At 42.2% G+C, this 13,956-nt stretch carries 9 protein-coding genes; all 9 read right to left on the bottom strand.

Features of this window, described 5'->3' with window-relative positions; all coding sequences use genetic code 11:
• Nucleotides 1–19: 19 nt before the first annotated feature.
• The 9 genes from H6679_02995 to H6679_02955 all read right to left on the bottom strand — a co-directional run bounded on the left by H6679_02995 (nt 20) and on the right by H6679_02955 (nt 13,841).
• Nucleotides 20–1,330 carry a glycosyltransferase family 39 protein gene (locus H6679_02995; protein MCB9493216.1) on the bottom strand — a complete coding sequence of 437 codons (1,311 nt, stop codon included), beginning with the start codon at nt 1,328–1,330 and terminating at the stop codon, nt 20–22.
• A gap of 17 nt (nt 1,331–1,347) precedes the next feature.
• Nucleotides 1,348–3,306, bottom strand: a complete 1,959-nt coding sequence (asnB, locus tag H6679_02990) for an asparagine synthase (glutamine-hydrolyzing) (protein MCB9493215.1) — start codon at nt 3,304–3,306, stop codon at nt 1,348–1,350.
• A 28-nt stretch (nt 3,307–3,334) separates the two neighbouring features.
• A complete protein-coding gene (locus H6679_02985) occupies nt 3,335–4,789 on the bottom strand; it encodes an NAD(P)/FAD-dependent oxidoreductase (GenBank protein MCB9493214.1) in 1,455 nt (484 codons plus the stop codon).
• Nucleotides 4,786–6,147, bottom strand: a complete 1,362-nt coding sequence (locus tag H6679_02980; protein ID MCB9493213.1) for a glycosyltransferase family 39 protein — start codon at nt 6,145–6,147, stop codon at nt 4,786–4,788. Before H6679_02980 ends, H6679_02985 begins: the two co-directional genes overlap by 4 nt.
• Before the next feature lie 61 nt (nt 6,148–6,208).
• Nucleotides 6,209–7,759, bottom strand: a complete 1,551-nt coding sequence (locus H6679_02975; GenBank protein MCB9493212.1) for a protein serine/threonine phosphatase 2C family protein — start codon at nt 7,757–7,759, stop codon at nt 6,209–6,211.
• Nucleotides 7,760–7,817: 58 nt separating this feature from the next.
• Nucleotides 7,818–8,786 carry a protein serine/threonine phosphatase 2C family protein gene (locus H6679_02970; GenBank protein MCB9493211.1) on the bottom strand — a complete coding sequence of 323 codons (969 nt, stop codon included), beginning with the start codon at nt 8,784–8,786 and terminating at the stop codon, nt 7,818–7,820.
• 116 nt (nt 8,787–8,902) lie between these two features.
• A complete protein-coding gene (locus tag H6679_02965) occupies nt 8,903–10,474 on the bottom strand; it encodes a hypothetical protein (protein ID MCB9493210.1) in 1,572 nt (523 codons plus the stop codon).
• 101 nt (nt 10,475–10,575) lie between these two features.
• Nucleotides 10,576–11,571, bottom strand: a complete 996-nt coding sequence (galE, locus tag H6679_02960) for a UDP-glucose 4-epimerase GalE (protein MCB9493209.1) — start codon at nt 11,569–11,571, stop codon at nt 10,576–10,578.
• A 158-nt stretch (nt 11,572–11,729) separates the two neighbouring features.
• The gene (locus tag H6679_02955) at nt 11,730–13,841 is read right to left on the bottom strand and encodes an ankyrin repeat domain-containing protein (GenBank protein MCB9493208.1); all 2,112 of its coding nucleotides are present in this window, start codon (nt 13,839–13,841) and stop codon (nt 11,730–11,732) included.
• Nucleotides 13,842–13,956: the final 115 nt, after the last annotated feature.

Here is a 13,956-nt window from a genome sequence, read left to right as displayed (position 1 = left end):
CCCTTTTCCGTCATTGCCGTCAGACCAACCTTCTTTTCCTTTTTCTTGGTCTAATAAGTTCATACGCACCTCCTGCTGCAAGTAAAATCAGTACGAACTCAAACATCATACGAAATCGAGCACACCCATCGTGCCCAGTTATCATAGAAAAATAAAATAAATAGGATAACAAGAACACAAGCATCATCCATCGTCTCTGTCGCAGTAAAACACATAAGCCACTTAAACAAAGAAAATAACGCACAACACTCCACACCATTTCAGATACAGCAATAACCTGCACCCATGTGTGTTTTGTTCCTCCTGTCATATACATCCAAAATCGTTGCAACAAGAAACCTTGCTGTTTAAAAAAAGACAATCCCTTACGTCCTGGCCCATGCATGAGAACTTTAAGATTTGATGAAAAAAGACCGACCCACGTTTTCATAACATTTTTAAACCACACCCCAACAAATAACAGTGGCTTTTTAGCAAACTCTTGTTTCATCATATGTGCTATTTTTTTAGACCCTTCTGGCTTGTTAAAAACAGCAGTTAGCTTTGCCCGCTCCACTTCAACGTCTGACGAGTTTTTACAAGCAAGAACATGCGGAAAAAACCATAGCTGCGCATTAACCTCAGTCATAGCTGTCAAATAAAACTGCCCATGCGCAACTTTGTTGTACGTCATGTACGAGCACAATGGTAATAAAAACGCAAAAATAAATGCCCCTACATTCTTAAACCGTTTTACCCACGCTATCTGTCCAACACATAATACAAGAGGAATTAGAAGTAGAGGATAATACAATGCTGCAGGTTTGAATAGGACTGAAAAGCCCAAAACTAGTCCCGCCAACGCAACATCATAAACATCATAATCAGTAATAAAGCGCATCATTTGAAAAAAGAATAAAAGCAGTAACAGACTCAAAATTATTTCTGAAAGCATGAATTGAGCAAATACCAAATAGCCAACATTCAGTCCCATAAAAACACTTGCTATGCACGCTGCTAACGAATCAAAAAAGAGCTGTGTTAAAAAGAAGATGCCAACAATTGAGCACAAACCAAACAACACTTGAGCACAAATCACCACAGGCTTACTCGAGCCAAATAATTTAAACAACAAGCCTATAAAAAAAGGATATCCAAGAGGATAATATGGAAGCTGCTCCTTGTGCCCCACTAAGTCACTAGTTTTTGCAAACAACTCCGCACGTTTGACATATGCTTTTGAATCAATATCAAGATGTGCATCAACAATCGCTGGAACCTGCATAAATAAAACCCACGAAAGCCCAAGATAGGCAATCACACTACAAAGAACTACACCTATACTTCTCACACCATCCCTATAACAAACTACTGCAACTGTTCAAAGGTCTGCAACTGATGCAAAATCCACTGCTGTACCGTAAGCCGTGAAACCTGTGATATTTTATTACACGCACGTGCAGGCATAATATTTTTCTGACCATTTGCTCTTCGCGCACCTTGCGCAAAATAGGCCGGAAAATGCTTGCCCTGATCAAGCCAATCATGTGTTGGAGCCCCAAAGCCAACTTTTTTACGCTGAATAATTTCTTGAGGTATAAGGCCTTCGGCAGCCTTTTTGAGTAAATATTTTGTCGTTCCATTTCTACAGCGCAACTCTAGCGGTACATGCATCATGAACTCTACAAGCTTGTGATCTAAAAATGGTACACGTGCCTCAATGCTTGCAGCCATTGACATTTTGTCTGCACGCATGAGCAACAGCTCTGGTAGGCGCTGTTTAAGCTCCAGATACAACATTTGTTGACCAAAATCAGCTTCAGGCCAAAGCTCTTCAAGCTTTGCCAAATGGTACTCAACAAAAGAGAAACTATCATAATTTTGTACAAGACCAGGATAAATTTGTTCAACTACGCTATCCTCTGCTTCATCAAACTTATTGACCACATGCTCAGCATATAAACGCCTTTTGGCAAGTTCTGGAAATCCTATGGCTCCACCCCAAAAAAGTGGTCGGTGATGCGACCATTTATGAAACAGCTCTGTCCATCGATTCTTCTCTGGTAAAAAATGCCGCATGAGCGACCAGAGTACTTTTCGTATTCCATGGGGAACAAGATGACTTGTTGGAACCCAAAACCAATTGTGAATACTGCGATAGCGGTTATACGTAGGATAACCAAAAAAAAGCTCATCGGCTCCCTCGCCCACTTGAACAACTATAGCCCCATCATCTCGTGCAAGTTTTGAAACAAAATAAAACGGTATGCACACACAATCTGCTAACGGTTCATCGAGCTGATATACCATCTGCTGATAAAAGTCGTATGCCTCTCGCTCTGCAATAGCAATTTCATGATGCTCTGTGCCAAATTCTCGCGCAACTAAACGCGCCCATGCGCCCTCGTCATACCCTTGGCTAGATAAAAACCGCACTGTATACGTTTTTACATTAGAGCTAAAACGTGACATCAAAGCAACATTCAAACTTGAATCAATACCTCCCGAAAGAAATGCACCGACAGGAACATCTGCAACCATACGCTTCTGCACGGCTTTCACAAGCAGCGATCGAATTCCCTCAACACAAAAATCCTGGCTGTAAAACTGCTTTCTCTCAGCACGGCTTATTTTCTCAATTGGACAGTACCATTGGGTAAATGAAACCTTTTTGTTGGCGTCAAGCTTCAAATAATACCCTGCTGGTAATTTATAAACACCCTGAAAGATAGTAACTGGTGCTGGCGCAACCATAAACGTCAGGTAATGATAAACAGCACGCGATGACATCGCTTTCTTCATCCATGGTAGCACCCAGAGTGCTTTAATCTCTGACGCAAAGCTGAGGTACCCTCCTTGCTGTGAAAAATACAATGGCTTAACACCAATGCGATCACGTATGAGAAAAAGTTCGCGCTTTGCCATATCATACAAAGCAATGCTAAACATACCATCAAAACGTTCTAACGCTTTATCAATACCCCACTGCTTGTATGCATGAATGATCACTTCGGTGTCCGTTTGTGAAGCAAAAAAACAGCCAAGTGCTTGTAGCTCTTGGCGTAACTCTTGGTAGTTGTAAATTTCTCCATTGAACGCAACAACTATCTGTTCATACTCATTGACCATCGGCTGCCGCCCAGCCTCTGACAAGTCAATAATCTTTAGACGGCGAGACGCCAGTGCAACTTCATGATCGCTGTGTGACCAAAATCCATATTGGTCTGGACCGCGATGTGCTATGCACTGCTGCATGTTGTCAAGCAGCTCTTGCTCTACCCGAAATGTTGAGCGTGAAAGATTAGCATAACCAGTATAACCACACACAGTAACTCACATTACGCTACGGTTTTTCTTATACCGTAGGCTGCTGTTCAACAATTTTTTCTTCTTCTCTGTCCTGTCTTTTTTCTTGCTCTAAAATATCATCAACTGCCTTCATTGCAGAAAGCATTGCAATGTCCATATTATTGTAACGATGCAAGCCATTTCGCCCCATTAAATGAAGGTTTTTAAATTGAGACAAATAATCGAGAACACAACCAAGATGCTCTTTGTAGTTTTCATCATAAACCGGGTACGCCTGAGGCGTACGCATTACCATACCATCAATAACGGCAGCCGCCTTAACAAGGCCAATTGCCTCAAGTTCTCGCTTACCAATCCCAATCAGCTCTGCATCAGATTTAAACCAAAATGGTTCATCCACGAACGAAAAATATTCCAGGCTAAGGGCAGTATGAGATGGATGATCAGCCATTTTAATAGAAAAATTATTCATGTTGCCAATGCGCCCCATACGTACTTTTTTCTCATGCACGTAAAGCCAATGATCAGGACAAATGTGAGTTTTATTGATGATAAGATTGACCGTAATCAGCCCACGGTACTGTAATGCCGAAGCCGCATCAACTACCTCACCCGGTGGCAATGGATTAAGCGACATAATAAGCCCACGCAATGGCATTGTTGAAAGAAAATAATCACCCTCATAACGCATCAAGCGCTGAGCTACACCTTTAACTGGCGGGGTCTGCGCTTTACGCGTTGCTATTGCAATAACTTTGCCTGCATCATGCTCGATGTAGACCACCTCTTCATCAAGACTAATGGTCCCCTGCTCAAACGAAGTTAAATTCTGCGCAACACGATTCCACAATGCACCTGAACCTTGTGAAGGATAATAAAATACATCGTTGATCGTACGTGGCTTATTCTTTTTGAAAAAACGTCCAAAAAACGCATAGAATATCGCCTTAGAAAGCGAAAAACCTTTGATGCGTTGTGACGCCCAGTCTGAGGAAATTTTATGGCAGGCTATGCCCCATACTTTTTCGGTATACGTTTTAAAGAAGATACTGAAGAGACGATAACCAAATCGATTCGTCACCCAGTCTTGAAATGATTTGACGTTTTTAATCGGCAACAACCTAATCTTAATGTAGCTGAGCACACACTTGACACACTCAACAAAATTGAGGCCACGAATAACATTGCCCGGATCAAGTGGATAGTGAAAAAAATGGTTGTTATAAAAAATACGGGTAAACCGTTTGTGTTTGATGAAATCATCCCCCATCACATCTTTCCACCACTGTTCAATTTTTGGTGATTCAGTAATGAAGTGATGCGGGCCTATGTCAAACCGACATCCCTTATATTCGGTCGTACGGGCAAGCCCTCCGACAACTTTCTCTTTTTCAATCAAATCAACAGCAAACTTTTTCGTTCTTAAAAGCTCAACTCCAGCAGTAAGACCGGCTGGGCCAGCACCAATAATTACGGCTTTTTTCTTTTTTTGCGAGTTCAATTCATTCCCTTTTTACCACACACGAAACTTATCCAGAACTCACTGGATAACATAATTAAAAATGGTTCAATTGGCAACCTCAATCTTGCATACCCACAAACTATCGACAACACAATAAATAAAAGTACATACGGCCAAAACAATGCGTAAATGTACCAGTAATACCGCGTCCAAAATGAAACAATAAAAAAACCAAGCATGCCAAAAAAGATTATAGTCCAAAATAATAGTTCATAATAAATTGCCCACACAATCGCCTTATTTGAAACAGTTGGATACAAATATCTACCGATCATAGCCTGCAAGCCACGACCAACATCATATTCAGGCAACGAGCCGCCGCTATCGATAAACAGGAGTTCAGATGAGTACAATGAACTTGATGTTTTAAACATATTCATTACAAAATACACAATGCTAGTCCAATAATTTTGACGCATTGCTTCAATGGCAAGCTTCTGCTGCAGATTTGAACGTTCAATTTCTGATAAGCGACGCTGCCTCAATTCTTGAGCCACAGACTCAAGCTTATTAAACTGGTCTTGCATGTATGTTTTTGCTTGGGTATAGCTCATGTTGTTATTACGCATTGTTAATGGAATAGCCCCATGATTGAAAAAATGAGGTCCCGGCAATGTTGAAAAAAATAAGTAACCGGTCAACAAAAAATTACGTAGCAGCCATGGGCCAACCATCGCAAGGGCTCCGGCACCAAGCCATGCTTTTGCCTTTAATACCTCACGCATTGGTCTATCATAAAATAAAAAGACTACTGCTAGCGCAAGTGGAATGAGATATTGCCCAACAGGACGAATAATGCCTGCAGCACCTAGACTGAGTCCTGCATATAAAAAATATTTGTCAGGCAATTGCGGCTCATAAATTTTTTTGGTCGTAACATATACAAAAAAGAGAAAGAATAGCTCAAAGAGTGTCTCGGTCATCACCAAGCCTGAAAACAAAACCAACCCCAGGTGTAGTGATGCTAACACACTTGCAAGTGCTGCACACCAAAATGTTCTAGGAAAGATCAAACGTGTGAGCATAAAAATTAATACCGGAATTAATGATGCCAACAGCATTTGTATAAACAGCGCAACATCTGGGTTAACCCCAAACAAACCGTAGCACAGAGCAAGAAAAATCGGATATCCCGGCAGTCGATAAAACTGTGGCGAGCCGTCTGCATTAGACAACCCCTGTCCATCAATCAAGCTCAACGCTAAGTTGTGATAGTGCCCACTGTCAAAGGTAAGTTTGCAGGGATTGTCTGCAAGAAATGCAAAGAAAAATAATAAGCGAACGATAAAGGCAAAACAAAACAAACCTAGTAAAACTTTTTTTTCTCGAGACTCCACAGCGCTCCTTTTTAGAGAGTATAGTCTTTAGTCTGGAGCGCTGTGGTCAAAAGTCAAGGCGTTACTTTTTTTCTACTTCTCCAAATTTAACAATGATCGCTGAAACATTATCAGTAGAACCTTTGCTTAGAGCTGTCTTAACCAATACTTTAGCTAAAACATCCTGCTGTGTGCCTTCTTTAACCTTGTTAAGAATAAACGCTCCGACTTCAGACGGTCTGCCAATGTCACACTCAAGCTTATTATCCATTACATCCCACAATCCATCACATGCTACAACCATGTAGGCTTCCTTACCAGTCAATTGCAACGTCGTTATCGTTGGTTCCGAAATGATCAACTTTTCACCATTAGTTCCAACATATTGAAAGTCACCAAACGATCGTGGGACCGCTAATGTACCAAAAACTCTTCCATTGAAAATTACTCCACCCGCAGCTTGAATTCGCTTTTTCTCATCATCACTGTTTGGTTTATGGTCCTTGGTGATGTGCAATACCTTACCGTCCTTATCAAAAAGCAATACTCGTGCATCTGCAACGTGCGCAATATGTACGTTTTGTCCGTTAATCCATGCTAATGCGGCTGTTGAGCCACATTGGTTTGCATTAGCAACGTCTTTAAGATCCGCATCAGTTCTTGCAAATGCATCAGTTAACGCTTTTTCAGGATCACTATTTTTTTTGTATTCTTCTCGAATATTTTTAACCAGATTTTTTTTAACATAAGTTGCAACTTGCCGACCGCCATGGCCATCGTACACACCAAAAAATGCTTGGCCTTCCTCTGCAAAAAGCTGAATATCATGCTCGTCTTCCATTGTTGGTCGCCCACCTTTCTGGGCATCTACACTGTGTTGCAAATTCTTAACAAAATTTTCGCCAGACTTTCCATTATCCGGCTTTTCGGCTGCCATTTTTTCTCTCATTTTCTGCAAAATAGTTTGCAGGTCATCACCGTTATTTTTTGGTTTACCGTCACTATCAAGCAACCCTTCATCAATGGCCCGTCTTTTTAGTTCCTTGATCTCTTCAGAGTCTTCTGCTTGCAGCTCTTGAGTAAACTCTTTGCATGAATAACCACCATGTCCAACTAAAAGTGCTGTAAACAAAATCGCACGTGGCATATCGCAGGCATTATTTGCTGCCATAGTAGCAAGCCTTGTCAGCGACTCGAGTGATTGTAGCTGCAAGCGCTTTTGCTCATTATCAGCACTATCTTGCAAAACAGCAAAAACTGTCTCAGCACTTACCAACAATCTATGCACCCAGTCACGCCATACAGCTACCTCTTCTGGCCTTGGTCTGTCACCCTGCTGTGTAGCAAAATCGTATATATTTTTTATAATCTGCCCAGCATCAACCACCGCCCATGATTTTTTATAATGATGCTGATCATTTTGACCATACGCACTACCAAGCCGTGCAAGTAATGCACATGTGCCAGCTACGCGAGCACTAGTTTTATGACTGCTTGACGGAACATTGAATATATCTACTGTTCGTGCCCCACTTATTATTGTCCTAAATGAAACTTCAGCCTGTAAGCTGCAAACGGTAATGCAAGAGAAAAGAAGAGCCACGGAGAAAGAAATTTTTTCTGTTTTTGTCATAGTTGCTTCCTAAAATAATTTTCTTGTTTTTTAATGGGGTGCTACTTCTTTTGGTTTCTCAAAACTTAACAACAATGGCTGTGAGATTATCTGCAGTATCCAATTTCAAAGCCTCATTAACAAGCGCCTGGGCTAGCTGATGAGGCTCAATGCCATTTTTAACTTGTTCAAAAATAAATCGAGCTACTTGAGAGGACTGCCCCTTTGCGTCATTATCTTGCCCTAGATGTTCATCCATAACGTCCCACAATCCATCACAGGCTATAACCATGTAAGCCTCGTCCCCGGTCAATTGCAGTGAAGTCACTATTGGCTCTGAGAGAATCAATTTCTCACGTGGATTTTTTCCAAAAATGCCAAAATCACCAAACGAGCGTGACACTGCCAGGCCATCAACTCGCCAGCAACCGTCATAAAACTCAATTCTCAATCCAGCCTCTTGAATTCGCTTTTTCTCATCATCACTGTTTGGTTTATGGTCTTTGGTGACGTGCAATACCCTACCCTCCTTATCAAAAAGCAACACACGTGCATCTCCAACATGGGCTACATGTAAATTATGTCCATTAATCCATGCAACTGCTGCCGTTGATCCAGAAGAATAAGCTCTAACTCTGCTCACTTCAAGGCTACTATCAGTTTGGGAAAATGCGGTGATCAACGCTTGCTCAGGATCATTGCTTGTTGCATATGCTTGACGAATATTGGAAACTAAACGCTGTTTAACATGAGTTGCAACTTGCTTGCCACCATGGCCATCATACACACCAAAAAATGCCTGGTCTTCGTCTGGAAAAAGCTGAACATCATGTTCATCTTCCATTGTAGATCTGTACTTTTTATTGGAATCTTCGGCTACACAATGTGAAAGTACTTTAACAACATTGGTCTTACCTAATCCACTAGCAACCGCTTGCAACATTAGAACTCGAATACCTCGAGGCACCATGCCATCCTCCATGGCAAACAGACCAGAGTAATTACTCAGCAAACCTACAATTAAAACTAACATTTTGAATCTGTTCATATTCTCGGCCTTTTTTTAAGATTTTTTTGGGTTGAATATTATGAATAAAAAACAGACCAAGCATAGCCCAGATAGGGAAAAGATCAAACACTGCGGAATGAAGTAACCAAACCCTTTTATTTCTCTCCTGCAAACTTTACATACACCAAGCTACCCCACGACCAAAACGAAAGAATAATAATCAGTGGTTCAGCAGGCAAGCGCATACGCGCATAACCGCCAGCCAGTGAAATGACAATAAACAGCGCAATAAACGAACAGGCTTTTATCCAACTATCAAAATCCTGGAAAAAATCAAATGTAAAGCGCTTTTTAAGCAAATGAATGATCATCGTTATAGCACCAAGTAAATAACCAAGCAAAATTAAAAAAAATGAAATAATTTCACCAAAAACGATTACCTTTAGCCATGGCGTGCTGGTTTGTGGAAATAAATAGCGCGAAAACATAGACCAATAAGAACGATCTTTAGCAAAATAATCGACTTCAGCTCGACCAGAGTCAAGATACAGCAACTCAGCTGAGTAAAGCGAGCCACACGCACGCAGCATATCAGTCAACCAATATTTAAGTGTATAAAGAGGTTTCGCTTTAAAATATTTTTTAGCAAGCTGTTCATGCACATAGCAGCGTTCAATTTCGTTAAGTGACCGATTGATTTCATTTTCATAACGCTCAATCATCTGATTGACTTCTAGACGCACAACTTCACGCGCTTGCTGATACGAACAGTTATGCACATGCATAGCAACACGTGCACCGGAAAGATACAAAAAATGCCCCCCTGGCAATGTATGAAAAAAGAATGCACCAGCAAGAAGATAATTACGAACAAGCCAAAAGCCAGCAGGAATCAGCCACGCAGAACAAACAATAATAATGTTGCCAATACGGTGACGTAGCTCATCGTTACTGGCAAACAAAAGTAACAAGGCAAGTAACAACATATAATGCCCCACGGGCCTGACGAGTGAGGCCAACCCTAAAAAAAATCCCGACATGAATAGCCTACGCGCAATCGGATCGCCTTCAATGTACTGCAGCCTTTGTTCCTGTGACAATCGTGTATGCTTGTAGACTGTGTAATACTGGCTAGCTAACTCATTGGGCGGCGCATAACGTGGAACATACTCAACCCCGGCATTTTCGTTAGGTAACTCAGGTGGATGGCCATTTTCATACTTGCAAAAAAAAAGTTTAAACGATGAACAGAAAAAAATTAGAAATAACAAAAGCAGTAAAATAAAAAGCGTTTCAGTCATCATGAAGCCGGCATATAACACTAATCCAATATGCAGAGCAGCAAAAACACCCACACACTGCGCAAGTAACAGCTGCTTGGAAAAGAGAATAAGAGACAAGGTAAAAATGAGGAGTGGAATAAACGAGGCAAGTAGCACCTGTGGCCACAAGGCTTTAATATGATCATGACCAAAAATTTTATACCATAATGCTAAAAATGCCGGATAAACCGGCACGCGATAAAAGTGGGGAGTTCCGTCAGCCTCAGCATAGCCCTTACCTTGTGCAATGCTTTGGGCAATACGGTCATACGTACGAGAGTCAACCTGCCAGTAATTGTTATCATGCGCCAAATAACAGTGGAAGACCACCGCCCGAAGTGCAAAAGACATTAAAAAAAGAATAACCAAAAAAAAACGTTGTTGCTTGAAAACAGCACTCGTCATGACTCTCCTCTTCTCTCTTTCAAAGCCCAACATTTAACAAAGCTTACCCTGCCTTGTTTTTTAAGGTATAACGAATTTACTACTGCCCTGACAACAGTTTATCACTGCACCTTATCAAAGAGCAGTCGTTTTTTTACTTCCCACTCAAGCGCAGAACTAACAATATTTTGCAGTTGAGAATGGACCGGCTGCCAACCAAGAACAGATGTCGCTTTAGCATGATTTGCAACAAGTACTGCAACATCACCTCCACGTCTTTGTTCATGAATAACATCGACATTTACGTTGCATGTTCTTTCCACAGCCTGAACCAATTCTTTAATAGTATAGCCATGGCCAGTACCCAAATTAAAAGCATCACTGCTCCCACCTTCTACAAGATAGTGCAATGCCTGCAAGTGTGCATGAGCAATATCATGAACATGAATAAAATCGCGCACACAAGAACCATCTCTCGTATCATAATCTGTGCCCCAAATGGTAAATGGCTTTTTATTGAGTGCAGCGCGCAGCAATAGTGGTAAAACGTGTGTTTCAGGATCATGTTGCTCGCCAAGGCCGTAGTCTGGCAACGCACCAGCGGCATTAAAATAGCGTAGTGCGACATAATGTAACCCATAAGCTTGAGCATAATCCTGCAAGGCAAACTCTATTGTTAACTTCGTTTTGCCATAAGCATTGACGGGATTGCGAGGGTGATACTCATCCATAGGCGTGTATTCAGGCACACCATACACGGCACAGCTTGAAGAAAAAATCAATGTCCCAACACCATACTCAAGCATGCTATCAAGCAACGTTAAAATTCTTTTGACATTGTTGTCATAAAAGCGGGCAGGGTACTTGACCGACTCACCTACTTCAATGAGCGCCCCAAAAAGCATGACTGCTTTAATTGGGTATTGCTTGAAAATACGCTCAAGAATAGCGGAATTGCCCATATCATCTTGAATTAACTGAACAGATGGGAGTAAAAATTTTTGCCCATGCAACAAACTATCAAGTACTATAACATTACACCCAGACTGATGTAAAAGATGGGCGGTACATGAGCCAATATAACCTGCACCACCGATAACCAAGATTGTTCCACTCATTACAAGACTCACTCCTTTTTACCTGCTTTCACAGCTTTTTTTCAATCTTTGGCTGAGCCTAGCAACAGACTAGATAAAAGGCAAATGAAAGGCCATGTAAAAATACATGGCCTTTCATTTTAAATCGATATTCTAAAACAGAGCTTAACAGGAAACAACTAAGGCATCGGCCCTTCATCTACAATCTCATCTACATAATCTACTTCTGCCGCTTCACGTGCAACACGAGCAGCCCGTCCTCTTACTGCTGCCCCAGCACTAGTACCCGAAGCACGAACATTCGCCTCAGGCAAAACACGCTGATCTTGCATACGGCCAGCACCACGCACAGCTTGTCCTGCAGCAGCTCTTCCGGTCGCTCGACGGCCTCCTCTTACCAGTCCCTCTGCTCCTCTTTGGCGACGCGTACTACGAGCTTGCTGCCCTCGTGCTGATTGACGCCCCACAGCCTTACCTCGAGCATCACGTCTACCAGCACGTCTGCCACGTTGACCACGTGCTTGGCTTCTAATGTCTGAGGCAGATCTGCTTCGACGAAGTCCACGATACCTGCTGATAGGACGGCTAAAGGTTCGATATTTACGCTTATATGGCTCACTCCTTTTAGCAACCGCTGCAGCCTGAACCTGTTTTTCTGTCGCTTGTAGCTGAGGAGCAAATACTTTCATAATTCTTGTTTTAGCATCAGAAACGTCTTTTTGTGATCTCCATGCCTGCGCAAGTGTTTCGGCACTACTTCCCGCCTGATTTTTGATATCAGTTTTAGCTCCATGCTTTGCAAGAACTTCAACAGCCTCGGCAGACTTAATGTTCAATGCCCAGTGCATTGGAGTTGATCCTTGCATATCGGTGGCATTAACATCCGCTCCTTTACTCAGCAGCAATTCAAGAATTGCAGGTGCGACTGTTGGATTACTGGAAAACAACATCACCGCAGCATGCACACATGTCATCGCAAGACCCTGTTGATCTGCTTTTGCTTTTGTATTAACATCGGCATTGTTGTTCACGAGCAATTGAACTAGCTCCAAATTACCCTGCATGACCGACTTCATAAGCGGCGAAAGCTCATCAGCATCTTTTAAGTTAATATCTGCACCCGCTGCAAGGGCTTGCGTAGCTGATGCAATATTTCCTTCAACAACTGCCAAATGCAACGTAAAGTTTGGATCAGCCTCACCCGCAACCTGCTGTTCAGCAGCAGGTTGAACTGGAGCTGGTTTTGGTGCAACAGGAGCTGGTTGAGCAGGTAGTACAGCAGGCTCTACCGATGGTGCAACAGGACCTGGCGCCGGCTCAACAGGCAGCGGCTGTGGTTGAACAACTGCTGGCTGGCCACCTAGTAAGTTAACAAATTGATCATGCTCAGGAGATTTATTGCGCCCCATAGAGGCTATACTTGCACTGACGCCATTGATAAAACCTTCTGAGGCAATCGCTCCACCATCTAACAACATTTGCGTTATAAGCAGAAGATTCTGACGTGTTGCCTGAACAGATGCCTGTGGTCCTCGCGCTGCAATCATGGAATCTGCAACAAGTCCTAATGCCGAACGTGGTGGCACAACAACTGGCCCACGACTTCCCTCTACTTCGCGCTCGTCGGTCAAGATATTCGGGTCAAAGCCCATACCAAGCAATACCTGAATTTCTACTACATCACCATACCCAATTGCATGATGCAAGATGGTCATGCCATCAAATTTTGCATTAAGATCAGCGCCAAGACCAATGAGATCTCTCATTTGCTCTTGCTGCCCATCAATAAATGCATTATACAAATCTTCATTGAGTGTTGCTTGATCAACAGCTGGCTCAGCCGGCTCCTCCACTGGAGGTACATCTTGAACAGGTTCTACTGGTGGCTGATCTGAAGAATCAACTGGAGGTTCTTGCTGTCCCAACGTTTTGTCATATTCCGCTCGCGTTGTAGGATCCATCAAAACTACAGCCGCCACCAGCTTTGCAACATCTGGTGGTGTGATCCCTGGCGCATCATACAAATCTCGATCAGAAGTCTCATATTGAGCATCTAAGGTATTGAACCGCTCTGTCAGTGTATCTGCATTAATCTGACCCGCAGCATGTAGCTTATCCAGCTCAGCGTCAGGAAATTCTTTAAAAATAAGATAAAATGTTGCATCAATAGCATCTTGTGTAACATCAGTTGGAAGTTGCAACAAATCATAGTGATTTTGCTCTCCTGCAAAAACGCAGGAAAAAATAGATAATGCCCAAACTAGAGCATATAAAATACGAATACGTTTCATGGTAACGCCCCCCTCAACAAAACTGTAACATAATGATGAGTCTCCCCAAAGACTCATTAATTATACTAATATAAATTTAAAATAGAGCCATTCAGGTAAATAAGTCAACAAATGG

This window comes from Campylobacterota bacterium, assembly GCA_020633995.1.
In the GTDB taxonomy this organism is placed as follows: domain Bacteria; phylum Babelota; class Babeliae; order Babelales; family RVW-14; genus JACKCO01.
This window is presented reverse-complemented; position numbering and strand designations above follow the sequence as displayed.